General features: G+C 50.3%; 15 protein-coding genes. All 15 read right to left on the bottom strand.

The genetic code is table 11. The features are described 5' to 3' along the window. Nucleotides 1-399: 399 nt before the first annotated feature. The 15 genes from etfB to purU all read right to left on the bottom strand — a co-directional run bounded on the left by etfB (nt 400) and on the right by purU (nt 26,758). Entirely contained in the window at nt 400-1,218 is an 819-nt protein-coding gene (gene etfB / locus JW499_RS17410; protein WP_205211781.1) for an electron transfer flavoprotein subunit beta, read from the bottom strand. Beyond that, a complete protein-coding gene (gene etfA, locus JW499_RS17405) occupies nt 1,208-2,473 on the bottom strand; it encodes an electron transfer flavoprotein subunit alpha (RefSeq protein ID WP_205211780.1) in 1,266 nt (421 codons plus the stop codon). Before etfA ends, etfB begins: the two co-directional genes overlap by 11 nt. Continuing rightward, nucleotides 2,473-4,437, bottom strand: coding sequence for a (Fe-S)-binding protein (locus JW499_RS17400; protein ID WP_205211779.1), 1,965 nt, complete (start codon nt 4,435-4,437; stop codon nt 2,473-2,475). Before JW499_RS17400 ends, etfA begins: the two co-directional genes overlap by 1 nt. Before the next feature lie 257 nt (nt 4,438-4,694). Further along, on the bottom strand, nt 4,695-6,758 hold the full coding sequence (gene dgcA / locus JW499_RS17395; RefSeq protein WP_205211778.1) for an oxidoreductase: 2,064 nt from the start codon (nt 6,756-6,758) through the stop codon (nt 4,695-4,697). Nucleotides 6,759-6,858: 100 nt separating this feature from the next. Continuing rightward, a complete protein-coding gene (locus tag JW499_RS17390; RefSeq protein WP_091352772.1) occupies nt 6,859-7,389 on the bottom strand; it encodes a 4-vinyl reductase in 531 nt (176 codons plus the stop codon). A gap of 122 nt (nt 7,390-7,511) precedes the next feature. After that, nucleotides 7,512-8,489: a dipeptidase gene (locus JW499_RS17385; RefSeq protein ID WP_205211777.1), complete on the bottom strand. Its 978-nt coding sequence runs from the start codon at nt 8,487-8,489 to the stop codon at nt 7,512-7,514. A gap of 347 nt (nt 8,490-8,836) precedes the next feature. Continuing rightward, nucleotides 8,837-10,087 (bottom strand): extracellular solute-binding protein, encoded by a 1,251-nt coding sequence (locus JW499_RS17380; RefSeq protein WP_205211776.1) that lies wholly within the window; start codon nt 10,085-10,087, stop codon nt 8,837-8,839. A gap of 56 nt (nt 10,088-10,143) precedes the next feature. Further along, nucleotides 10,144-12,636, bottom strand: a complete 2,493-nt coding sequence (locus JW499_RS17375) for a bifunctional diguanylate cyclase/phosphodiesterase (RefSeq protein ID WP_205211775.1) — start codon at nt 12,634-12,636, stop codon at nt 10,144-10,146. A gap of 267 nt (nt 12,637-12,903) precedes the next feature. Continuing rightward, a complete protein-coding gene (locus JW499_RS17370) occupies nt 12,904-15,225 on the bottom strand; it encodes a M48 family metallopeptidase (protein WP_205211774.1) in 2,322 nt (773 codons plus the stop codon). A gap of 541 nt (nt 15,226-15,766) precedes the next feature. Then, complete coding sequence (locus JW499_RS17365) at nt 15,767-20,854, bottom strand: diguanylate cyclase (RefSeq protein WP_332874439.1); 5,088 nt, start codon at nt 20,852-20,854, stop codon at nt 15,767-15,769. Between the two features lie 21 nt (nt 20,855-20,875). Further along, nucleotides 20,876-21,592 (bottom strand): hypothetical protein, encoded by a 717-nt coding sequence (locus JW499_RS17360; protein WP_205211773.1) that lies wholly within the window; start codon nt 21,590-21,592, stop codon nt 20,876-20,878. 4 nt (nt 21,593-21,596) lie between these two features. Further along, nucleotides 21,597-22,442 (bottom strand): gamma-glutamylcyclotransferase family protein, encoded by an 846-nt coding sequence (locus JW499_RS17355; RefSeq protein WP_205211772.1) that lies wholly within the window; start codon nt 22,440-22,442, stop codon nt 21,597-21,599. Between the two features lie 421 nt (nt 22,443-22,863). Beyond that, nucleotides 22,864-23,994: a choline metabolism transcriptional regulator GbdR gene (gene gbdR / locus JW499_RS17350; protein WP_205211771.1), complete on the bottom strand. Its 1,131-nt coding sequence runs from the start codon at nt 23,992-23,994 to the stop codon at nt 22,864-22,866. Between the two features lie 230 nt (nt 23,995-24,224). After that, nucleotides 24,225-25,604, bottom strand: a complete 1,380-nt coding sequence (locus JW499_RS17345) for an L-serine ammonia-lyase (protein ID WP_205211770.1) — start codon at nt 25,602-25,604, stop codon at nt 24,225-24,227. 281 nt (nt 25,605-25,885) lie between these two features. After that, nucleotides 25,886-26,758, bottom strand: coding sequence for a formyltetrahydrofolate deformylase (gene purU / locus JW499_RS17340; RefSeq protein WP_091352748.1), 873 nt, complete (start codon nt 26,756-26,758; stop codon nt 25,886-25,888). Nucleotides 26,759-26,842 lie beyond the last annotated feature (84 nt).

Raw genomic sequence — 26,842 nt, 5'->3', positions numbered from 1 at the left:
ATATAAAATCCGACATGAAACAAGCACTAAAAGCCCGAAGCCCCAGACTCCATGACAGATTAAATCCTATCTGCAGCAAAACCGGGATTAGTCTAACAAAACAGAGGGCAAACCGCTAACGCACCCAGATCTGACCAGGGCAAAAAAAAACCACTCCGAAGCCGTGAACCTTCGGAGTGGTCAACATTTGCCTGGTGAATCGGATTAGAGATTCAGTTTTCGGGTCAGGCAGTTTCTGATAGAAACTAAGTGCAAGAAGCAGGATCAATAGTACAGAACAAAAATCACATGATACCCACAGTAAACGGCACTTTATTTACAATTAACGACAATTGATAGCATTATTGCCAATTATTGCTATTTTAAATAAAACCGGTATTCTGACCCGTTCCGCCAAACTCAGCGAAGAACCCCCTCCTCTTTAAGCAGATCAAAGATCGCCTGAGCCTGCTCAGCTGCAGACTCATTCTTCATCACTTTACCACCATCACCCTGTGATTTTGCCGTCGCCGCTTTAAAGCGCTCTGCTGCCGTTTTAGCTTTGACCACTTTCAGACGCTTAGGCCGTTTACGGGCCGCCGCCTCTTCCCAGGCCTGACGTACGTCATCAACGGAAGCACTGACCACTTCGATATCCATCAGCGCGCGACTGGCGGGGCCGAAAGCACTCTGCCGGGCTTCAGGCGCAGCAGAATCCACACTGGCAATGAAGGGCAGTCTCACCATCACAGAGCGTCTCTGACCCCGTGGCAATGCTTGCAACACTTCTGCCACACCGCCTTTCACAGAAACGATATCAGCCACCCGTGGCACTATCGGCCAGCCAAGTTTTTCCGCCAGTTGGTAGGGCACCATCCCGGAGGACTCACCACTCTCGGCCCGTACACCGGTCAGCACAATATCGGCACCGCACTGCTGCAGATGCTGCCCTAACGGCAGAATTGCATCGGCGGCCGGGTCCAGCTGTAACACCCGTACCGATTTTAGTCCCATCCCCGCATAGCTCCTCAGACTCGGCTCACTGGGATCACCCGCATGCAATACCGTCAGACTTTCACCTGAGTGGTTATCACCGGTCAGTTTAAGGCCCAGCTCGACAGCCCGGCTATCCTGATCTGCCCGACGCATACGACCAGACTGAGGATGTTTCCCCACCGAAACCAGCGATACGACTTTCAGTTTATTCGCCACATCGACGTTGAATTGATTAGGCTGCATCCCGATCACCTCCGGCAGATTGCTGGGCACGAAAATCCTCTGCCAGCTTTATCAGTTCACCCAGTATTGCTTCACTATCACCAATCACACTGAGCGCGGCACGCTTAACCATATCGCAGCCCGCATCAGTATTGATCGCGATCACCTTGTCACACTGCCCAATACCCTGCATATGCTGAATCGCACCGGAGATCCCCACCGCCAGATAAACCCGGGCAGTCACCCAGGTACCCGTGGCACCGACCTGACGGAAGCGCGGCATAAAGCCATCATCAACCGCTACCCGGCTGGCCCCCTCTGTGGCACCCAGCACAGCAGCCGCTGAGTGGAACTGATCCCAGTTATGGATACCGTTACCTGCAGAAAGGATGAACTCCGCCTCAGCCAGCGAGATCGCATTCGGATCAACCGCTACCTGTCCCCGATCCTGCAACTGAGCGATCACAGCAGGCACCAAGTCCAGTTCCACCGGCAGTGCTTCGTGACGGGTTTCATCAATCGGATCGGCACACTCCTCTGCCAGCATCAACAGACGCGGTGTACTACGGGTGATATCCGTAGTCCCTCCCGCACCGCGACAGACTGAGGTGTCACTATCGACCAGCCAGGCTTGTACCGCCGGACGCTCGCCAATACGTGCCGCCAGACGGGAGCCCAGATCAGAACCACCATTGACACTGTCGGGGAATAACCAGAATAGTGGCTTATAAGCAGATTCAACCTGCACCAGCGCCGCCAACCGCTGCTCGGGACAGTAGCCTTCATAGTACTCGTCCTCCAGCAGCAACAGGCGATCAACACCGGCCGTATCAAAATGCTCCTCTTTACTCTGGCCAAAGCAAACAGCCAGCACCGCGCCGTTACCTTCAGCTCCGGCAATCAGTTTATGTGCCTGACCAATGACATCTTTGTCGTGAGCGGTCAGACGACCACCCACCATATCCGGCACCACCACAACATAGAAGTCGGGGTTTTCCACCTGGTGCAACGGCAGCTGAATATCCTGTGCAGCACTGCTGCGTCGGCCTTTTCCGGCACCCGCTGCATTGCCTTTTAAGCGATCAATACGCTTAATACCATTGGGGCCAATAAAACCTACCTTATGGGGGTTTTTACGCAGCAACCCTGTTGGCCCGCGCACCTCGCCCATGTCAGCACTGACAACAGAGCCATGCAGAGGGTGTAAACGGTTACGGGCGATCCACTCAGCACGGGGATCCCGGCGCAACACATCATGTGAATTATGAGCGCTCATCAATGCACCTCCTCAGCCAGTCGATCCTGACGTGGATTTTCAACCGATGGATCGACAAGCTGATCCATCAGAATCTCGGCAATATCTTTCACCTCAGGGCGGGGCTCAACAACACCCTCGAGCATCGCAGTACACTGCTGGCACCCAACAGCAACCAGCTCAGCACCGGTACTGCTGGCATCTTCCATCCGCATATCCGCGATACGGCGTTCGCCCGGAATATCGGTAATCGGAGCACCCCCTCCACCACCGCAGCAGCGGGAACGGAAGCCGGAACGTTCCATTTCAGCAATCTCGATCCCCATGGAACGTAGCAGCTCACGAGGCGCTTCATATTCACCATTATAACGTCCCAGATAGCACGGGTCGTGATAGGTTACTTTTGCACCACTGAAGTTATTCAGTTTCAGACGGCCCAGCTGAACCAACTGATTGAGGAAGGTGGTATGATGCAGCACCTCAACTCCGTCCAAAGCATCTGAGCCAAAGTCACTGTACTCATTACGCAGACAGTGATAAGCATGGGGATCGGTAGTGACGATCTTACTGAACTTATACTGTGACAATACCTCAAGGTTACGCTTCGCCAGACTCTGGAAAGTGGCATCATCACCCAGACGACGGGCAACATCACCGCTGTCCAGCTCTTCATCACCCAGCACAGCAAAATCGACACTGGCCGCTTTCAGCAGTTTAACGAAAGCGCGCAGGATGCGCTGACTGCGCATATCAAACGCACCATCAGAAACCCAGAACAATACCTCGGCTTGTTTCACATCGCGCATCAGCGGCAGATTCTGATCCGCTGCCCAGTTAGTACGACTGGCCGGCGCATAACCGTTAGGATTATCGGTGGCGATAATATTATCCAGTACCTCTGCTCCCTTGTTTGGCGTCTTACCCCGCTCCATGGTCAGGTAACGGCGCATATCGACGATGGCGTCCACATGCTCGATCATCATCGGGCACTCTTCGACGCAGGCACGACAGGTGGTACAGGACCAGAGAGTTTCAGGGTCGATCAGGCCATCGGTAATAATATGATCAGGACCGCCCTTGGCATTACCGACCTCTTTGCCCGGGTAAGGGCTACCGGCATAGTTAGCATCCGTTCCACCAGCGAGCCCCACCACCATATCCTGGATAAGTTTCTTTGGATTCAGAGGCTGACCGGCCGCAAATGCCGGGCACATCGCTTCACATTTACCACACTGAACGCAGGCATCAAACCCCAGCAGTTGGTTCCATTTAAAGTCGGTTGGCTTCGCCACGCCCAGTACACCACCAATCTCTTTAGCCAGAGACAGATCAACCGGCTTCAGACCAGTCGAACGACCACCACCAAAACGCTCCTGACGGCGATGGAATGCCAGATGCAGCGCGCCAGCAAAGGCGTGTTTCATCGGACCACCCCAGGTCATACCGAAGAACAGCTCACCCATACCCCAGATAATCAGCACAGTCAGTATGACGGTCAACAGCACACCACCACTACCCTCGGGCAGTACACCGGCAGCCGGCAGTGTCAACACAAAGAATGCACCCGCAAACGCCAGCAAACTCTTAGGCAAACGCATCCAGGGACCTTTTGAGATCCGGCTGGGCGGATTAAGGCGACGCTTAAATACAAACAGCGCGCCGACAAACATCAGAGCCAGTGCTGCCAGCAGCGCCCAGGCCAGAATCTGGTTGTCGATACCCAACAGGTGAACCAGGATGATTAATAATGCGGAGAGTACAAAACCACCGCCGGTTGCAGCGTGGGTTTTGGACATATATTTGTCGCGCTCGACGATATCATGCAGGTCATGCAGATAACGTCCGGGCATCGCCATGAGACCCGCAATCAGATTGATCCGGTCCGGTTTACCGGCACGCCACAGATTCACCCGGCGCACAGCACCGATCACCGCCAGCACCAACGCTGTCGCAATCAGTAAAGGATGTAACCACTCAAAACTCATAGGGTACCCCAACAAAAAACAGCTATCGGGCTGTTACGTCAGCCCTGTTATTCTTACCAGCCCGGTATCACCGTGCTTAATATTTCTCAGGTGTTGCACTGACCAAACGCGTTGCAAACTCATGAGGGAGGCAGCCAGAGCCAGGCGAAACCAACAAGTTTCGATTAGCATCTGTAAATGCTGCCGGGGGACGAAGCATAGCAGTGCTATGCGATATCCTCCGGCAACGTTTACACTACCCCGTAAGTACAGCCGCGTTATAGATCCTTGCAGAGTCGTAACGCGTCGTACATCGCTGCATGCACATTACGCTGCGATACACAGTCCCCCAGACGCCACAGAATCATGCCATCACCGGACTCACTCAGTACTGGCTGCGGCTTGATATCAAACAACGCCTCGTTATCGATCTGGCCATTATTACGAGACTCAGCTTTCAGTGCGTAATACAGCTCCTCATTAGGTCGGGTGCCGTTTTCAACAACCACCTGATCCACCACCCGCTCTTCACGTTGCCCGGTGTATTCGTTTTCCAGCACGGCTACCAGACTGTCGCCTTCGCGATAGACTTTTTCCAGCAGGAAGTCAGAGGTCATAATCACCTCTTTCTCATACAGAGAGCGGTAATAGGTCGGGAAGGTTGTGCCGCCGATCCCCACACCCGGCTTGATATCGTCGGTGACGATCTCAACCAGCGAACCTTTCGCGGCCAGATAATCCGCTGCCGACAGCCCTGAGAATTCACAGATGGTGTCGTAGATCAACACGTTCTTACCCGGCTCAACCTTGCCACTGAGGATATCCCAGCTAGAGACGACCAGGCCTTCTTCAGCACCCCATTCAGGGTTCTGATCGATAAACGGACGTCCGCCGGTAGCGATAACACAGACATCAGGCTTCAGCTCACGCACCAACTCCTCGTTGGCTTCAGTGCCCAGACGGATCTCAACACCCAGACGCTCCAGCTCCATGACCAGCCAACGGGTAATACCGGCAATCTGGTCACGCTGTGGTGCTTTCGCTGCCAGGGTAATCTGACCACCCAGCTCTTCAGCTTTTTCAACCAGCACAACATTATGGCCCCGTTCAGCTGCCACACGTGCCGCTTCCAAACCACCAGGCCCACCACCGATGACTACGACTTTACGCACCTGACCGGTGGTTTTCTCGATAATATGCGGCAGTCCCATGTACTCGCGAGAGGTCGCGGCATTCTGGATACAAAGCACGTCCAGCCCCTGATACTGACGATCGATACAGTAGTTCGCGCCAACGCACTGACGGATCTGGTCCACCTGATCATTTTTAATTTTGGCAATAATATGCGGATCAGCAATATGTGCCCGGGTCATGCCAACAAAATCGACATAACCGGCTTCGATGATACGCTTAGCCTGATTCGGGTCCTTGATATTCTGAGCATGAATAACCGGAACAGAAACAACCTCTTTAATACCCGCCGCCAGATGCAGGAATGGCTCCGGTGGGTAACTCATATTCGGGATAACATTTGCCAGAGTGTTGTGAGTATCACAACCAGAACCTACCACGCCGAAGAAATCAAGCTCGCCGGTGGCATCATAGTAAGCGGCGATCTGCTTCATATCATCATGATTAAGACCGTCCGGGTGGAACTCATCACCGGTAATCCGCATACCGACAACAAAGTCACGCCCTACTTCAGCACGGACTGCTTTCAGTACTTCCATACCGAAACGCATACGGTTTTCGAAGGTTCCGCCCCATTTATCGGTGCGTTTGTTAACCCGGGGAGACCAGAACTGATCGATCAGGTGCTGGTGTACTGCTGACAGCTCAACGCCGTCCAGACCACCTTCTTTCGCCCGGCGTGCAGCCTGAGCGAAATCACCGATAACACGCCAGATCTCTTCCTCTTCAATCACTTTACAGGTGGCACGATGCACCGGCTCACGAATACCGGACGGAGACATCAGGTTCGGCCAGTTTTCACCGTCCCAGCGGGAGCGACGCCCCATATGGGTGATCTGAATCATGATCTTGCCGCCATGCTTATGCACCGCATCGGCCAGATTCTGGAAGTGTGGAATAATCCGGTCGGTGGACAGGTTTACAGAACTCCACCAGCTTTGTGGACTGTCGATGGATACTACACTGGAACCGCCACAAATACAGAGGCCACAGCCACCCTTGGCTTTTTCCTCATAGTATTTTACATAGCGATCAGTAGTCATACCGCCATCGGTGGCATACACCTCGGCGTGAGCGGTACTGACAACACGGTTACGAATTGTCAGATTGTTAATCTTTAGTGGCTCAAACAGAACATCAAACTGGGACATGATATCTCACCCCGATATATTTTAAATGGGAGCGGTTGCTTAAAGAGTTTGTGCTTTTAGCAACCATCTCTGCCGGTATTTAAATTTATTATTTAACTTTTTACAGTGGAGTTACTTCAAAGTAACCGACGTCACAGCCGTCCTCTGCTGCACACTGAGTCTGGACAGCTTTGGTCCGCACTGAATAGCCAAGACTCTCAGCTATCTGATCCAGGGCACCCGCAAACCAGCCGGTAAACATGTAATCAACTTTGCGGTTAACTTTGCCGTATTGGTAAACAAAGGCTGAATTTTCCAGCCGTACCTTAGCAGTGCCCGCTTCGATATCCAGTTCTTCAGTAATGAAGAAACCCCAGCCACGCTGAGACAGACGCTTCATATAGTGATCCCAGACATCTTTCCCGGAGATCCCATGCTCAGCAGCTTCCTTCTCACACCAGTAATGAGCAGATTTATAACCTGCCTTGTAGAGGATGTCGGCATAACGCTCTGCTCCAATCTCCTCTTCAATCCCCATATGGTTATTGACAAAGAAATGACGCGGAACATACAGCATCGGCAGCGCGTCAGTTGTCCATACTCCGGTTTCATCATCTACTTCAATTGGCATTTCTGGCGCATGTACACCCATCGTCTCTACCTCAAAATTCTTTATATTTTTCAAATAATTACTATCGGCTCAAACAATCACCATTCCTGTCGTCATGAGCATTCCGAGCCGGCTTTATAACGCCGCATCAGCAAGCGCAATAGTCAGGAACCCCAGACATCCTTCAACAACGTAACCCAGTTGTCCCCCATAATCTTGCGCACCTGGGTTTCAGAAAACCCATGCCGCAGCAGTGCTTCAGTCAGATTAGGGAACTCTCCTACAGTACGGATACCTTTAGGGTTCACAATCTCGCCAAAGCGGGTCAGACGACGGGCGTAACCCTTATCGTGGGTCAGGTACTCAAAGAAGTCATGACCGTGCCCCTGAGTAAAGTCAGTACCGATACCGATGGCATCTTCACCGACGATGTTATAAACGTACTGAATCGCCTCTACGTAATCATCAATGGTGGCGTTAACACCGGCACGCAGGAACGGTGTAAACATAGTGACACCAACAAAGCCGCCCTTATCAGCAATATATTTCAGCTCTTCGTCGCTACGGTTACGGGGATGTTCTTTCAGACCCGCTGGCAGACAGTGGGAGTAACACACCCGCTGCTTAGACTCGTCAATCACCTCTTTCGCGGTGTTCGGACCAACGTGAGACAGATCACACAGCAGACCGTGCTTATTCATCTCAGCAACAATCTCACGACCAAAACCAGATAAACCGCCATCGCGCTCATAGCAACCGGTACCGACCAAGTTCTGGGTGTTGTAACACATCTGTACAATACCCACGCCCAGGTCTTTGAAGACCTTGACATAGCCAATCTGATCTTCAAACGGATTGGCATTCTGAAAGCCCATCATGACGCCAGTCTTACCTTCACGCTTGGCGCGCTTGATATCTTCCGTGGTGCGCACTTTGATCAGCAGGTCACTGCTCTCTTCAATCAGTTCGTTCATCTCAACGATATTGCGCACGGTGCCTTCAAAGTTTTCCCAGAAAGCCACGGTGCAGTTAGCGGCAGTCAGGCCGCCTTTCGCCATATCTTCAAACAGGGCGCGCTCCCATTTGGCGCAGATCAGACCATCAATAACGATGGCATCATTGTGCAGATCAGCTGCATTCATTGTTGGTATCCTTCTGAATCAGAGTTTAGCAGCACCCGGTGAACTCACAGGCCTGCAGGCAAAAAGATCCACATCAGACCTTTTCATCATTAAAGCCAGTGTAGTTATTCAGAAAAATGAAACGGGGCTGGAAACGACTTGCACACTACTAAAAGCGACGACCGGAATAAGAAAGCCGAAAATAAGTTTTAAAGCGGGTCAGATGTTCAAAAGGGGCAAAATATGGATGGGAGATAGCCCGGCATTATAACGACAAGAGCGCAGGTATCTTTTCTTTCAGCCACAGTCCCCTTTCTCGATCAACCATGTGCAACATCTCTCTTAGCTGCAGTCCGGCTTCTCAGCTTTTAATGGGCAGGGTAATTTTCATGACGTTCAAACGCAATTTGTATATTTTCAACAGCCAGATCCAGTGCAAGCTTTGGAGACATGCCATTCAGGATATCGTTCATGGCTTTTTTATAACTGGCTGAAATCTCTGAATATGCAGGTGTCTCAGGCCGTAACATAGAAAAATGGTTATAAAAATCAAACAGCATGCGCCACTGCCCCTTTTTAGAGTAGACGTCTATGCGTTCGGCAACCTCTGCATCGGAGGGAAAGATACCTATGACCGTAGATATCGCTGACTGCTCTTCTGCTGACATTAAAAAAGTGAGCAGCTCTTTTACACTCTGGGAATACTGACAGTTTTCTGTCATTGCCCAATGCCAGGCTCCGCCGCCAGAAATAGGGCCATGACCAAAATCAGGCACGGGAAGTACAGCCAAGTCATCTTTAAAAGCACTGTAATAAGCACTTAAAGTCCATGATCCACCATACTGAATACCAACATCTCCATTAATAAAGCCATTATCGTCCTGTGGATGAGCGTCCATATAGTTCTGATTCACCAGAAACTGAATCCATTCACCAAACTGAACGGCTTCTTTTGAGTTTAAAACGCCCTCTACCGTCTGGTTGTCACTTCGATCAATCAGGTCTGCCCCCCAGGAGATCATAAACGGCAGCCAGGCGTAAGGTATCCATTCGGTCGTATCCTGGGCTCTCATATCAAATGGATATTGATATTCACCGGTCGCTTTGACCGCATTCAGAAATGACATAAATTCATCTTTATTCCAGGGATGTTCGATCGTTGGATAACGCGCCCCGATTTTTTTTATCAGTGACTTTCGCGTAAACAGGGCTAACGAAACATCATACGAACCAACAGAATAAACCCTTCCCTGATACATCCCCTTGCCTGACCTGTTGATTGACGCCAACAGATCAGCATCGAGCAGGTCATCCAAAGGTTTGATATAGCCACTCCAGGCGAAATTAGGTACCAGAGGTTGATCAATTTCTATAATGCAAGGCAGCTGTTCCGCCTGAGCTGCTGCCTGTATCGATAAGGTATAGGATGCTTCCGGAATAAAATCTGGCACAATATTCCATTGATCCTGACTCTCATTGAATCGCTTGATTGCCGCTAAAGATGCCTGTATCTCAACATCACTGGCCATATGACGCCAAAGCGGAATATTCCGGGGCGCTCCCATCAGGTTCTCCGCCAAAAACATGAAGACTATTAGTGCCATTGTCGAAATCTTCATAAATATCCCTCGCCGCAGCTAGCATGGATCTATGGAATTCACAATTCGGGTATCGCTTACTCTTTACACAGTTCAACTTTTTCAGACAGCTGCTCTATCGTTAAAGGACGATCAAAGTAGTACCCTTGTACCAGATCGCAATCATAGTTTAGCAGTTTATCGAGCTGTGACTTCGTTTCTACCCCCTCAGCCACGACTACCAGGCCACACAAACGGCCAATGCCGACTATCATTCGTACCAGCATGTCACTTTGATAAAAATCTAAAAACTTATTAATAAAAGAACGGTCAATTTTTATCTCCGTAAGCGGCAGGCTGTTTATATAACTAAGAGAGGAATAGCCTGTACCAAAATCATCTAACGACAACCCGAATCCCTGTTGTCTTAACTTAGCAAATAATGGCTTCACTATATCAAAACCATGAATAAAAACATTTTCAGTGATCTCCAGAGTAATCCGCTCAGGAGCAATACCTACACTAGTACAAATATCGACTAAATCACAAAAAAACTCTGGCTCAGTTAATTGAACAGGGGAAATATTAACTGACAGTTTCAGCGCACCTTCGCCATTAGAAGAAAGTGCATAGAGATCTTCACATGCTCTTCTGAAAACAAACAGGTCCAGGTCATGAATCATTCCTGACTCTTCCGCTACAGAAATAAACTCATCTGGAAAAACATTACCTAAAGATGGATGAAACCAACGAGCCAGGGCTTCGACACCCACCAGCTTTTCTTCACGCATGCTCATTTGAGGCTGATAATGAACCGACAACTCCCCTCTTTCAAGTGCACGGGCTAATTCATGCTGAATTTCCATTTTCCGCATAATCTGCACACTGATAAGATTATTATAAAAAAGATACTGTCCCTTTTTATCAGCTTTCGATTTATATAATACAGTGTCTGCATTTTTTATCAGTGTTTCGGCTGTAAGACTATCATCGGGACAGATTGACACCCCTATACTGCACGCGATGGTAAGTGTTCGCCCCTCGATTACAATAGGTGAGCTAAGGGCATTGCGCACCTCTTCAGCTTTATCCTGCGCTGCTTTTCTATCCTTTAATTGCGGAAAACAAAATACGAACTCATCCCCCCCAAAGCGTGATACGCTGTCACGCCCCCTCATCAACACTTTGAACCGCTGACTAACGGCTATAAGTAGCAGATCGCCAACATAGTGACCATATAGATCATTAATGTTCTTGAAGTTATCTAAATCAACAAACATAACCGCTAATTTTTCATTTTCTCCCTTTATTAAGTTAATATTCTCCTTAATCTCCTTCAACATCAATATTCGGTTAGGCAGTCCAGTCAAAGCGTCATGCAACGCCATATATTCCATTTTGTCTTTTGTATTATTAAGTTCATCAAAGTCCGCATTTATTTTACTTTGAAACATTTCAAATCGTCTGGCGATTAAATTACCAACATATAGAGAAGACAGCGTCAGCAATATCATAGAGGCAATTGTCAGATAAACCAGACGCATCAGGTTTTGGTAGTTCAATTCATTAAGCTGCTCCTCTTTTAGCCTTAAATTCTTTTCAAAGGCCTGAGAGCTGAATCCTGTACCAATAATCCACCCCCACTCACCAACCTCTTTAACATAACCAACCTGATCCAGGATTACCATTCCACTTAACGTAAGTGGCTTCGAGTACCTGATATAACCGCCACCTCCATCCTTAATCTTATCCTTAATATCTTTTATAAGATCAATATTGATTTTTTCTCCTAAAACGAAATCAAGACCTAAAAAATCATTTATATGATGAGCTAATAACACACCATTTTCATCCAGCACAAAGAAATATCCACTTTCCCCATACTTATATTGAGAAAACCATTTTAATAGTTCATTTTTAACATCTTCTTCATAGTCGGCCAGATAATCCGCTATAACAATCGACCAGTCATAGTGCTCGAATTTTTTGGCATAACCGATTTTCTCAAACTCTTTATCGTCGGCAGATCCTGGCTTTTTTATTTTCCATCTTAGAAATCCTTCTCCATTTTTCTGGTTAATTGACAGCGCGTTTCGAATAACATCAGTTTCTTCACTCTGCAACACCCAATCATTGATCTCTTCTGAGTGAGTATTAGCAGCATTCATAATGGTCTCTCCCTCACTATCTATAATGTAGAAAGAACCTCGCCCATTAAAAATCCATACGGACCTCAACGCTTCAATAATAATTTTGCTAATCTCAGCTTTGGACTTGCCAACATTTTGCGCATAGATATGATTCGCAATACCATATGCTTCATAAACACGCTGTTTAGCAGCGTCTTTTAAGTTACTTTCAGCTTTGTATTTTTCAACAAGCAGATGGCTATACACTTCATGAACTTGAGAACGAATCGATTCCTTACGTTGAAAGGTGAGTTCTTCACGAAGGGTTTCAATACTCTGAGCGGCTTGCTCACGATTGTCCTGAATAGCGATGAGGTTAACGGCCAGGGCAAACACAAAAACAACAGCGACAGGTGCATAGCGCATCAAGTTTAATAGCTGTTTATTATCAAGCGCTGACATTTAAGGCTACCCGTCCTGATTACGTAGCTCAAATGAGCTTTTGATAGTCACACTAGTATAGACAACAGGGCAGCCATTTACATGAGCGCGGTCACAGCTTTTGCTCAAACTGGGAGCATACCGGGCCCTCTGACCTGGCTAACCACCCCCCCCTTCAGCCCGCGTTGGCAGCAGCAATATCGCTATATCCACAGCCACTCAATGATGAGCATTGGTTATGGAGCCAGAACCTCCCCGATGGTCTTCTGGCTCCCCTTTGCTGACGGTTTACAATCCAACAACCCCACTATAAAGCGTGCCCGCAACGATGCTGAAAGCGATGACAAAACGCAGAGTGGAAGGAACCAGCCCATGAGCCAGTTGAAAGCGGTTCCATAGATCGAGTTTCTGTTGCAACTCATGCTCGTCACCCGGCAGTAAAACCGGGTATTCAGCCGGACAACTGCCAGCATGCGGCGCGACCTCAAGAGCCTTATTCTGCAACAGATGCTGAGCAACTTTCTCTTCACTTGCAACCAGCTCTTCAAGTGTCGCTGACTTGATTTCACTGAAGGTATACAGCAGGTTGTTCATCAGTGTCGAAGCCGCTTCACACCATTCGACCCAGTTCTTTTTGTTAACGTCGGCGATATCAAACTCAGGAAATCGCTCTGACCAGTTTTCAAAGCCCGTTGCTTCCACGATTGGCTCTGGCAACACAATTTTTGCCGCAACATCTGAGATTCGCCGCATCTCATCCTGAACCGCATTACAGACTTTAAGCATGCGCCGCTTTTCAAAATGACCCACTTTGCCATCGGCGGTGATCACTTCCCAGGTGTTAACCAGGAGTGCAATCTCATTTTCAATGCTGGCATGCAGATGTTCGCTACAATGGAGCAATCGTATCAGGGACTGCAAATAGTTTTCCCACCCCTGCCCACACTCTCTGGCGCCCTGCAGATGAGCAGTACGACAGCGGGCATCATGCACCTTTAAATGTTCTGCAACCGCTGCCCGCTCGGCATGAACCTGCTGCAGAGCAACAGGAATATCGTTTTTCTTCAGCTCATTACCCCGATGACGAATAACTCCGCCAGAGGGTTTAAGTTGTCCGGACGCTAACCCTTTCAGGGTATAACTTTCCAGATCCAGACTCCTCGCCAGCTCCAGCTGCCGTGCCAGCGATTCGGGATAAAGTGAGGCAATCGATTCTGCCGCAGAACCTTTTAAATCAGCTGATTGCATCATCTCATCAATACTGGAGAAATGACGCACCGGGCTACGACTCAGGTAGGTACCACGATATTTTGATGCAAAGGAATACTTGCTAAAGCGGTCAGTAACGGCATCTTCAGCGGCGACGGGTTCCATTTCCGCAATTTTGTCTGCGTTATAAAAATTCAGACTGACTCTCTGACGCAGCCCGTCAGGGTCGGAAAAGACCTGCCAGGAAGATCGCCGATCAATATTCGCAGCGATATAGATATGTTTAGCGTTGTCTTCACGATCTCTGTTAGCCGGGTGTGTTGACCACATCTGCGGAGGCCGGGCCATATCCTCAGAAAACACCCGGTGTTGACTGACATCATCACCATCGGGCTGCGGCACTACGCCATAGCTCGCGTCATTGAGCACCTCACCAATAACACTCACCGCTTTTTTCTGGGCAGTGAACAGATCGCTGATAAACTTGCCTTTACCAGCCTCAACACTGGCAACACCAAGAGTTGTCTGCCAGGCATTATCGGCGGACTGCAGCTTGTGTAAAGCATTGACCAGGGCATCACTGCCGGTGACTGATACGGCGACCAGATCGGCGTTAAACTCCATCTCCCGGCTCAATGCCCGCTCAGCAATAATCACCAGCCGGAACAAGGTATCCATCAGCGAACGGATCGACCATATTACTAATCCAAGTATCCAGCCTACCCATGCGATTCGCAGATCAATGCGTGAGATAAACCGCACGACAGAGTCAAGCCAGTCACGGGTAGACACCATATGGGCAATAATTTGCTGCGCGATATACACCCAGCGCCCCACCATCATCGAGCCTTGCGCAAAGTGACCAAACTCATGCGCCAGCACCGCCTTAAGCTCACCCAGATTGAGCACGTTGACCAGACCTAAACCGATAATCAGATTCTTCTTCGAGGGGAAGATCATATTGATCAGTGACAGATCATAGAACACAGCGGCATTGACATCCGGCGTGATAAAAACCCGGTGAGGTCTCGGAGCCCCTATCTCATCGGCGAGGGTATGCAAAAAGTCGAAAAGTTTCGGTTCTTCCTGGGCGGTGACCTCTATACCATCAATACGGTCAGACTTTCGTACTGAGAATAAAGACTTGATCATGAACAGGCTCAGCAGGGATGCGATGCCTGCAAACAACAGAACAAACAGATCAGAATCACCCGTCTGAATTTTTACAATGTTGCTATAGGCAATCCAGCCAAAGCATGCGGCTAACGCCAGATAAAACAACATAAAGACCGTGAGGCCAGCCATGGCTAACCAGGCCTGGCGCTTATAGCTGGCGGTTGCGCGGGTCAGATCTTCAGGTACGTCACCTGGACTGGATGGATAGAGCGATGAATCAGACATGTTACGTCTCCCTGTTGGTCGTGTTCGTCCTTGCAAATAAAAACGGATAACACTCAAAACTGTTATCCAGAGTTAGTTTGTTTCTCACATTTATCTATTATCGGCTCAGGCTATTGCAAACTGCCATCTGATACATCATTTGTTATCCTGCGGCAGCAGCACCGTCCCTCCATACAATCAGGGAGGACAACAACGACTGCGCCAGATTACAGAAGCCTCAGTGGCAGGAAGACTATGAGTAAATACCTCACCGCAGCCAGAGATAGCCGGGAGAGTAAACAGCATCCTGGTCCACGATAAGTACTGCTTACGGCTGCAGAGATATCCCTAAACCTTGAATATAAAGCCCTTTAACTGGATCCAGAGTTATAATTGATAACCCCGGTGGCTGCAAGTTTTCTCCCCCCTGATACCCACAAACTTTTTCTTCAAACAGGCAGATATATGACCGGATCTGGGAATGCAGGACTCCTTTTAAGGGGGAGTCTAAGGGCGATTCGCGCGTCACGACAAATATCTCTCGTCAGGACAGTCTGGGGAGCTAGTTCATAGTCAGATATTCAGCGGCAGCATGTACCTGATTACGCCCCATTCGTTTGGCGCGATACAGAGCAATATCCGCTTCACGCAGCAGCGGTTCAGAACCATCCATCGCTTCCGGCACAATCGTTGCGGTTCCAACACTCACGGTAACCACGGTGCCGGCAGAGGAATGCTCATGTACAATCGCCATATCCTGAACCGCCTGGCGGACTGTTTCGCCGACTTTAACCGCACCTTCAGCATCGGTATCCGGCAGAATAATCATAAACTCTTCTCCCCCGTATCGGGCAATCAGATCGGCCGGACGAAATAGTGTTTCCTTCACCTTTGCAGCCACCGCAATCAGACAGTCATCACCCGCCTGATGGCCATAGCTATCGTTAAATGCCTTGAAGTGGTCAACATCCAGCATAATAACCGACAGCGGTTTCTTTTCCCGCCGCAGTCGTCGCCAGACTTCAAGCAGATAGGCATCCCCTCTGCGCCGGTTAGCAACCCCCGTCAGGCCATCACAATCCGCAAGCCCCCGTAGTTCAAGATTGAGTTGCTCCAGGCTGGCGGTCCGCTCAATAACCTTCTCCTCCAACGTCCGGGAGTAGTCCTGAATCTGCTCGTACAGGCGCGCGTTCTCAATAGCAACCGACGCCTGAGCCGCCAAAAGGCGAATAACTTCGACTCTCCCGGAGGTAAAAACACCGCTGGCAAGGTTATTCTCTATATATAAAACGCCAGCAAAACGCTCACGCAGGAGGGGCACACAGAGTACAGAGGCAGGCTGGACCTCAAGAACATAAGGGTCCTGTACAAAGGCGCCCTCTGAAGCAGCATCCCGGAGCACCACAGCCTCACCGCTGTGCAGTACTTCACTGATCAGCGTCACCGGCAGGAAAACCGGCGCTCCCTCAGAGCTCTGCACCAGCGAACGCCCCGGCAGATCATCTGCTGATAAGCCGGTTTCGGGGAACGTGCCCGCCTCGACAACCAGACCTGCATCGCGTTTAACTACTAAGCAACCCCATTGTCCTCCAGCATTTTCCAGCAGAATCGACATGGTCTTTTTCAATAGCCGGTCGAGGATAATCTCTTCCGACATCGCCCGGGAGGCTTTCATAACCGAGGCGAGATCCAGATCACCAACCACATCAGTACCATAAGGCGTACCCGCCAGCGGCGATAGCTCACGCAATACCGCAAACTCCTGCTCGAGCAGAGTCACTTTACGATGGGCACCCCAGCGATCATATATCCGGTGAGCCGCGCGCAGATAGCCTTCCGCTGAGCGCCGCCGATCGATAGCCAGAAGATGACGCGCAGCCCGCTCACAAGCGGTGGCTTCATCCCGTAGAAAACCACTCTCACGCGCCGCATCGATGGCGATATCGTACCCCTCCAGAGCGGCCTCATTCTGACCATCCAGCCGTTGCAGTTCAGCCTCCATCAGAAGTTGCAGATGACGAAAGTTAGTCTCGCAACTGTCGGCCCATCGTTTCATACGCGCCAGATCTCGCTCAAGCCGGGCACGGGTTTCGGCCTGTTGTTCCACCTCCATATCGGGATACAGCGTTGACAGTGTCAGAAACGAAGTGATGTAGAAACGCACCAGTTGAGGCAGCGACATAGCCGACTTGATCAGCTCATCCTGTGCCCGTACGTGTTCAAGGGCGCGCTCATACTCACCATACAGAAAGCAGATCTCGGCGCTGTAAATATGGTAGTTGGCAATTCCGGTCATGAACTGGCGCTGCCGCATCCCCTCAAGACATAACGCTTCGTCAAACTGATCATCACTTAATGAACAGGGAGCATCCGTCAGTCCCAGTAAGTTACGTTGTAGCTGTAAGAACAAAGTGCCGGAATCCAGCGAATCCTGGTAGGCGCATTCACGCACAATCTCCATATTATCACTGTGCAACCGGTAAGCGGTTTCCAGATCCATAGAGGGATCCCAGATGACACAATCCTGAGCGCTGTAGGCAAGATAGAGCAGATCACCGGACTGATAACCCGCTTCAATTCCCTTTCGAAACCAGGAGGTCAGGCCAGACCAGGGCTTACTCCAGTGATAGACAAACATCGCATAGACATAGATCACCCGGGCCCGCAATGCCAGATCATCCAGTTTTTCATTAATCGCCAAACCCGCACTGGCATACTGGAACCCCTCTTCGGGCTCATCATATTCACCACACAACAACATCCCATAGGCGGCATAGGCGAAAGCAGTTTCCGGACAATTGCCATAACTCAGCGAGAGATTAACCGCTTTTGTCACCAGATAGGGAAACAGATTGCCACTGCCCGATAGGAATGCTGCAGCAAAGGTCTCCATCAGCAGTCTCATAGCGGTGAGCGTAGCAGGGTTATCAACCTGCTGAGCGTTAACCAGCTCCGCAATAGCCCGGCCACCTAAATTTTCAGTAACCCGTTGCCGTTCCCGGGCGACATCCTCCACTCCGGGATGTTGAATGAACTCAACACCAAGGATAGCCAACCCCTGAATGGCAGAAAGTATGGAGTCTTCCATCCGCCCCAGAGTCGCATATTGCCGGGTGCGGATCGCCAGAATATGACTGCGCTCCAGATCGGATTGAGCGTTTTCCAGCATCACTTCAATCCATTCATCGGCCTCTTTAACCCGCCCGGTCAGATAAGCACATTGCTGGGTTTCCTCTGCTAATGCCTGCATCAGTGATGGCACACTCTGCCAAGAATCAGCAGGTAAGAATTCGGCACTGATCTGAAGGTATCCGAGCGCCACCTCATAAGCCGACGCCTGTTTGGCACGAATGCCTGCGCGTAGATTAAGCTCAGCCAGCGACCGCTGTTCATCAGCAGAGGTGATCAGCCGCCGGCCTTCATTGAGATGTGCAACAATATCAATCAGTCTGTCATCGGGCACCTGGTTATCGGCATGTTGCAACATCAAACGCCCCACCGAAAGATGGACCGACGGCCGCAACGACGGGTCGATTAACGCATATGCAGCCTGCTGTACACGGTCATGCTGGAACCGATAAACGGGATTAACAATCACCGTGTTGCCAGAGTCAGTTGCCGAAACCTCTCCTACCAGACGATAATCACTGTTGAGCGGCTGCACCGTATGTTGCTTGAGTGCTGGCAACAGCGCCATAGCCGTTGCATCAACTGAAGCTTCATAAATGGCAGCAAGGGTAAGCAGGTCAAACGTCCCGCCAATACAGGCCGCTAACTGGAGGACCTGCTGCGTCTGCGGCGTAAAACGTCGCAGATTGTCCACCATAAACTCGACCACATCGTTACTCACGCCCGACCAGCGAGCCGCATCTAAATCCCAGCTCCACCGTCCGCTGATCTGATCGGCGACGATGGCACCCTCTTTATGTAACTGACGCAACAGTTCAGTGGTAAAAAAGGGATTTCCCTGAGCCTTATCATAGAGCATGTCACTCAGTGGCCGGGTTTGTTCCACATTGCTGCACAACGCATCAGAGACCATATCTCTTACAGAGTTGCGATCCAACTGGCCGAGATGAAGCTGATGGATATTCTCCCGGCCACCCAGATCCTCAAGCAATAGTCGCAAAGGATGACTCACACCAACTTCGTGATCCCGATAAGCTCCAATCAGCAATAAGTGACTCAGCTCTCTGGAGGTCACCAGACGGCGCATGAGTTCTAATGTAGGGACGTCACTCCATTGCAGGTCATCGAGAAATAACACCACCGGGTGCCCATCGCTGGCGAACACCCGGAGAAAGGCGATCAACGCCCTTTGCAAACGGTTGCGCGCCTCGGCGGGAGGAAGTTCGGCCACTGCCGGTTGTGGCCCGACAATCAGTTCCAGCTCAGGAACCAGATCAATCACTAGCGCTGCATTTGAAGCCAGTGCAGCCAGTAAATCTTCCCGCCACCGGGCAAGTTTTACCTCGGGTTCCGTCAGGATCTGCTGCACCAGACCACGGAATGTGGCGGCAAGCGCCGTATAGGCTTCGCCATGTTGAAACTGTTCAAACTTACCCTGAACAAAGAAACCCCGTTCACGCACAAGTGGCTGGTCAATCTCATTCACCAATGACGATTTACCAACACCGGAATACCCCTTAACCAGGCAGAAGACATTCCCTCCAGCGACAACCGTTTCAAACAGATCAAATAGTTGCCCTAATTCTGCTTCACGGCCATAGAGTTTTTGCGGCACCAGAAACTTCTGTACAACCTCTTTTCGCCCCAGCTCAAAGGGGTCGACCAACTGCCCCGCAGCCAGTCGATCAGCGCAATAACTCAGATCATGAATCAGTCCCCCGGCACTCTGATAACGCGCCTCGGGACTTTTGGATAACAGTTTCAGGATGATGGCTGAGACAGCCTCAGGCACCTCAGGATCTATTTCGTGTGGTGCTGGGGGAATTTGGCTGATATGACTGTGCACCCACTCCAGCACGTTGTCAGCCTGAAAGGGTTGCTGTCCGGTGAGCAGCTCAAACAGCAGCACCCCCAGAGAGTAATAATCGGAACGGTAATCCAGATCGCGATTCATGCGCCCGGTCTGTTCCGGAGAGATATAGGGTAACGGTCCTTCTAACTGACGCGACATCTGCAAAGCCTGTCGCTCCTGATCCAGCTCAGAAGCGATACCGAAGCCAGCCAGCCCTGTCGCTCCGTTAAGCGGATTAAACAATACGTTTCCAGGCGTCAACGCTTTATGCACAATATCCCGGCTATGAATCCCACCGAGAGTGTGGGCAAGACTCAGAGCAATTTCGAGACATTCCGCCAGCGGCAAACCTCCGCCCCCCCTGAGGGCAAGGTGAGACCTGAGGGACTGGTCAAACGGTTCGCACACAAGCGCCAGATTGCCACTGCCATGGGAGATCACGGCATACACTTTACGCACACCGGCAACATCAGCTAACCGTTGCGCGATCTCACCTTCACGACGAATTTCAGCTACCTGCTGACGATCCGGAAACTCAGCATCCAGAGTCTCAACGGCCACCACCGCGCCATCCACCGCACTACGTGCGCGATAAACAACACGTCCATCCGCACGGGATATTATCGCCTCAGGCTGATAGCCAGGCAGTTGTGGCAACGGCTCTTTCACTCAGATTCTCCTAACCGCAGGTCAGACACCGAAGATACGCTTGAAGGTGGCGTGATAATCCTCATAAGCGGTCTCACGCAGTGGATCGCCATGACCACACAGAGCATGCCTGAATGACAGCGTTTTCAGGCGTGAAAAATCATCTCCCTCAGGTGCAGCAGCCTGAAGCCAAACCGGGCCCAGATTAGCAGGAGTAAAGAACTCCATCGTCTGCATCAGCTCCCGTGAAGCATCAGAAAAATACTCATCCGGCGCCAGCCAGTTTTGTAATGCATCGCAGGCAATCAGAACCCCCCCGGCGCGGTCAATACGCAGTATCGCTTCCGGTATCTGAGTGGTCCGGAACAGGAACAGAGAGGCATCCGAAATCGGTAACCTACCGGCCTCTGACAGTGTATGTGTCGCTTGCAAGCCATCTGCCTGCTCAACCCCGGGCAGTGTCCAGTAATCAGCATGATAGCGGTCAACATAGAACTGATCATCCCGGCCATGCAAACAGCCCAGCCTGACCACATCGGTGACACGCCCCAGTTGATCAAGTTCAGCAAGGCCCTCATCACTCAGACGAACACTGTTAATGATGATCAGGCGGTCGCCATCACGCACCACCGTCATATTGCGACTGAACTGCCAATCCATCCCCTGAAGGACGGTTTCCATCGCGCCGCGGACGAAAAAGATATCTGGAAATACCTCTTCAATGGCGCCATGTGCAAGTACCTCTGGAAACTGATTCATTACTCTATTCCTTACTCAGTATTGTCGTTGGTGTTGTCGTTTGAGCGGTCATTGCATTTGAGCCGTAGTCGAAACGACCGACATAACGGTACTCTCGGGCATACTCATTGAGATAGCTGTTAAGGTAGTGCCATTGAGCATCACTGATCCGCCCCTGACAGATATCTTCCAGCGATTCATTACCGTCACTGCTATCCAGTCGCTTAATGTGGTACAGAGTCATATCCCTTCCAGCAAAAAAAACCTTCAGGTAATCATGTAAAGGCCGGGCTCCGGACATATCAAAAACGGCCCCGTACAGTGCGGTATACAACGGTTGATTCGCCAGTGTTGTCGCGTTGAAACAGGGGTATTCGCCTGCCGGCGGTTTGAACAGAGGATACTCTTCTGGCTGATGAACCGGGTGCTCTGTCAGGTAAGATACAAACTCTGATGCTAAACCAGCGGATCGCGCCCCTTCGATCAACAGGTTAAGATAGCGTTGGGTTGGCAGGCAGGCATCATTGATAAACTCTGGCATCCCGACATAGGTGAAAGCAGTTGCCTGAGCACCGCCATCATCCTCTACCTCAACAGTGATACGGTCATAACCATGGCCGTAAGCTTCCATGGCATCCAGCGAGGTAAGCGCCTCGTCCGGGCAGTCATACAGTACACCCAACACCCTGTCATCCGGGTTGCCGGAACGTTCGATATTGCCAACGCCCCCCTCATGGCGAAAGAAATGTTGTACATTAAAACGCAGCCGCCAACCCCGTAAAACCGCTCGTCTGGATGCCAAAGGCTCAACACCCTTCGCCCGCAACGAAGTCATGTTCATGTTGGATCCAAAACCAAAATAGCGAAACATCTCTATTACCATCCACGATGAATCGAAAATATTACCCGCCGAAGCCGTTATAATAAGACCTTAAACGCCTAACAATACAGGGTTAAAGATCGAAATCAATAGGTTACAACCCTGGGCATTTCAGGCCTGTCGAACGAGCGTGGAAATTCCTTCCCTTTGCCTGCATCTCAGGCTTTGTTTTATCGCAGCTGGGGATTAAACCACACTTATCAGACGCTCAGTGTCTTATAACACAGACAGAGCATTAATGGGGAAATTCTGTAGCCGGGCATGAGGGAGAATAATCTGATTTTCGCTATTGCCTGGAGCGCCAAAGACAGGGTTGATATCAGAGCATTCCCTGCAGTCGCCAGTTGCATCTGAAATACCCATCGGGTCTCTGGCAATACCGGTAGAGGCCTGGCAAACCAGCGGTCAGCCCCTATTTATCCCGCTTTCCTTTCAGATGAACCGAACCGAAAGTTGACTCCGTTTTCGCTTCGGAAAGGGTATCTCTGGAAACAAACGCTTTTGCCTCAGATGGTAATCTGGTGAACTGAGCAGACTTGATAGCGGCCGCCTCAAACAGCTCTTCATCGTCCCCCTGAACCGCCAGGGTGCGCTCATCCCGGGGCGGAATCCCCATCTGTTCACGATAACACTTACTAAAATGGGGACTAGAAACAAATCCACAGGCCGCGGCGATATCAATAATCGACATTGAGGTCTGCTTGAGCAACTGCCGTGCTCTGAGCAAGCGCAGTCGCAGGTAATAACGGGAAGGAGAACAGTCGAGATATTTCTGGAACAGTCGCTCCATCTGGCGACGGGACAGGTTGACATAATGCGCCAGCTCATCCATCTCGATCACCTCTTCAATATTGGCCTCCATCAGCGCCACTATTTCCAGTAATTTTGGCTGGGTTGTCCCCAGCACATGGCGCAACGGAATCTTCTGCTGATCGCTTTCATCACGAATGCGATCACAGATAAACATCTCTGAGATCGCCGTTGAGAGCTGATAACCATGCTCCAGCTTAATCATATTGAGCATCATATCCAGAGGCACGGTACCACCGGTGCAGGTCATTCGGTTGCGATCAAAACTGAACAGCCGGCTGGAACACTTCACACGTGGAAATGCTTCTTGAAGCGCAGCGAGATATTCCCAATGGGTACTGCACTCATACCCGTCAAGCAGGCCTGCCGCGGCTAACAGGTATGCGCCGGTGCAGATCGCCCCGATTTTACACCCTTTGCGTTCTCTTTCCTGCAGCCAGTTGATATGTATGCGGTTGTAAACTTTAGTGACATTCAGACCTCCGGCGACGATCACGGTATCCAGCCCGGGACAGTTATCAAAACCGGCATCAGGGGTGATGGTAATCCCGTCGCTGGCACTCACGGGCTGACCATCAATAGTGAGTGTGTACCAGACGTACAGCTCCTCACCACTGAGCTGATTGGCCATCCGCAGGGCTTCAACCGCCGCTGCCAGAGAGATCATGGTGAAATTATTTAACAGCAGGAATCCAATGCTTCGCGGCCGTCCACCGTTAATCTCATTCGTCATAAGCAAACCTGTAATCACGCAGCATTCCTTTCGGAATTGCATAGGGTGTATTAGTTAATCTCTGGAATCTGATTTCTTCAATCTGATCTCTTGAATCCGACTATACCTGAATTGGCCAGCCAGAGACTCAAAAACGCCATTTTAGTGATAAATGGCGTATACCTGAACCCTGTCTTTCAAAAAAACAGACGTGTAGTAAACAGATTATAGTGCATTAACTTTCAATACCCTTAACACTCGATTGCGTTTACCGCCAAACCGCCGCGGGAGGTTTCCTTATATTTATCCTGCATATCCATACCGGTGTCGCGCATGGTTCTGATCACTTTGTCCAGCGAGATAAAGTGTTTACCATCGCCGCGCAGCGCCATCTGAGTGGCATTGATCGCTTTCATGGCACCAATAGCGTTGCGTTCAATGCAGGGCACCTGCACCAGTCCGCCCACCGGGTCACAGGTCAGACCCAGATTGTGTTCCAGACCGATCTCAGCAGCATTTTCTACCTGCTCTGGGGTGCCACCCAATACTTCACAAAGACCAGCCGCCGCCATGGCACAGGCGGAGCCGACCTCTCCCTGACAACCCACTTCGGCACCGGAAATTGATGCATTTTTCTTACACAGGGCGCCAATGGCAGCCGCTGCCAGCAGGAAATCTACAACATTTTCCTCGGTCGCATTCGGGGTGAACTCGGTGTAATACATCAATACAGCGGGAATAATGCCTGCCGCGCCGTTAGTCGGTGCGGTTACCATCCGCCCACCTGCGGCATTTTCCTCATTCACAGCCAGTGCATACAGATTCACCCAATCCATCGCTCCCAGTGTGGAGGAGATAATATTGGGTTTAGTCGAACGGATCAGTGACTTGTGCAGCCCCATCGCCCGCCGTTTTACATGCAAGCCCCCTGGCAATATTCCCTCACTATGAAGACCGTTAGCGATGCACTCTTTCATCGCCGCCCAGATATCCATCAGTCCATCGCGAACCTCTTTCTCACTGCGCCAGACCTTTTCGTTTTCCATCATCAGTTGACTGACAGTGAACTTGTTCTCCTGACACAGCGTCAGCAATTCTACGGCATTATTAAACTCATAGGGCAGCTCAACCTGGGGGACCACATGAGCATCTGCAGTTGCTTCACTTTCATCGATGACAAACCCACCACCGATGGAATAATAAACATTGTCGTACAGCAGATTATCAGCGGCGTCGAAAGCACTCAGACGCATTGCGTTCGGATGATAGGGAAGGTTTTCCTCCAGCAGATTCATATCCCGCTGCCAGATAAAGCCGATCGGGAACTGGCCCAGCAGATTGAGGGTGTTGCTCTCTTTTACTGCGGCAACCGCAGGCAGAATCATCTGTGGGTCAATGCTATGGGGTCTCTCCCCCATCAGGCCGACAATAACTGAGTTATCAGTTCCGTGTCCCACGCCTGTGGCGCTCAGAGAGCCATACAGATCAACCCGGATCTGCACAACCGCCTGAGCCAGATTTTGCTGTGCCAGATGGTCAGCGAAATTTGCTGCCGCAACCATCGGACCAACGGTATGGGAACTGGACGGACCGACGCCTATTTTAAAAAGATCAAAAACAGAGATAGACATAGAGTCTCCACCGCGCATTCTGAGCGCAGAAATTGATAGTAAAAGTCGATTATCAGCTTATCTAAGTGTAGCTGTATGTCAGTTAACGACCTGAAATTTTCTTAAAACGATTAATATCGTTTTTGCAGGCTTATCGACTGAAAAAAGTAAGAAAAAGAGGCCAGTCAGGATGAGCCACACACTACATACCTCTCTGGAAGAGATAATCCTAACTGCCCTCGAAAAAGATACGCAACACAACAATTTGTGCTACGTCAATCAGCGATAAAAGGAAAACTTTATCAGCTGGAAAACACGATTGTACGTCCGCCATTGAGAAATACCCGCTTCTCAATGTGATAACGGATCGCATTAAACAGGGTGACCCGCTCAACATCCTGCCCTTTGGAGATCAGATCCTCTGGATAAAATGCATGATCGACGGTCTGGATTCCCTGGGTAATAATCGGACCTTCGTCCAGATCATTATTGACGTAGTGAGCGGTTGCCCCCACCATCTTAACCCCTTTTTCCCAGGCCTGATGATAAGGTCTTGCACCTTTGAAGCCCGGCAACAGGGAATGGTGAATATTGATCGCTTTACCATTCAGCTGGTCGCACATCCACGGGGACAGAACCTGCATATAACGGGCCAGCACGACCAACTCGATGTCATACTGTTCCAGCAGTTTAACGATCTCTGCTTCCTGGTAGGGTTTGGTCTCCGGTGAGATCGGCAGATGATGGTAAGGAATACCATGCCACTCAGCCAGATGCTCCAGATCAGGATGGTTGGAGATAATTACCGGTACTTCAATATTTAACTGACCGGTGCGATAGCGGTACAGCAGATCGTTGAGACAGTGATCGTACTTAGACACCAGAATCGCCACGCGGGGGCGGTGATCCGGCTTAGTCAGATCCCACTCCATGCCAAACTCTGCAGCCCTGGGCGCAAACTCGGCATTAAACTTTTCTTCGCTGAACCCGTCTTTGATCGGCTGAAACTCAATACGGATAAAAAAGCGTTTAGAAACCCGATCATCAAATGAGTGGATCTCATCCACATAGTTACCCGCTTCAGCCATATAACGGGTGACCACATCAACGGTACCCAGCATGCTTGGACAGCTGGCAGTAAAGATCCAGTGCTTTGGTTTTGTTGTATCTGTCATTTGAGGACTCCTGCTCTTATCTGCTGTTTGAACTACGGCTAGCCGCCACAATACTCAACAGAAGCAAACGGATAAAGCCAGCCC

Source organism: Amphritea pacifica (assembly GCF_016924145.1).
GTDB classification, from domain to species: domain Bacteria; phylum Pseudomonadota; class Gammaproteobacteria; order Pseudomonadales; family Balneatricaceae; genus Amphritea; species Amphritea pacifica.
Note: the sequence above shows the minus strand (reverse complement) of the source record. Positions and strands in the feature narration are given on the sequence as shown.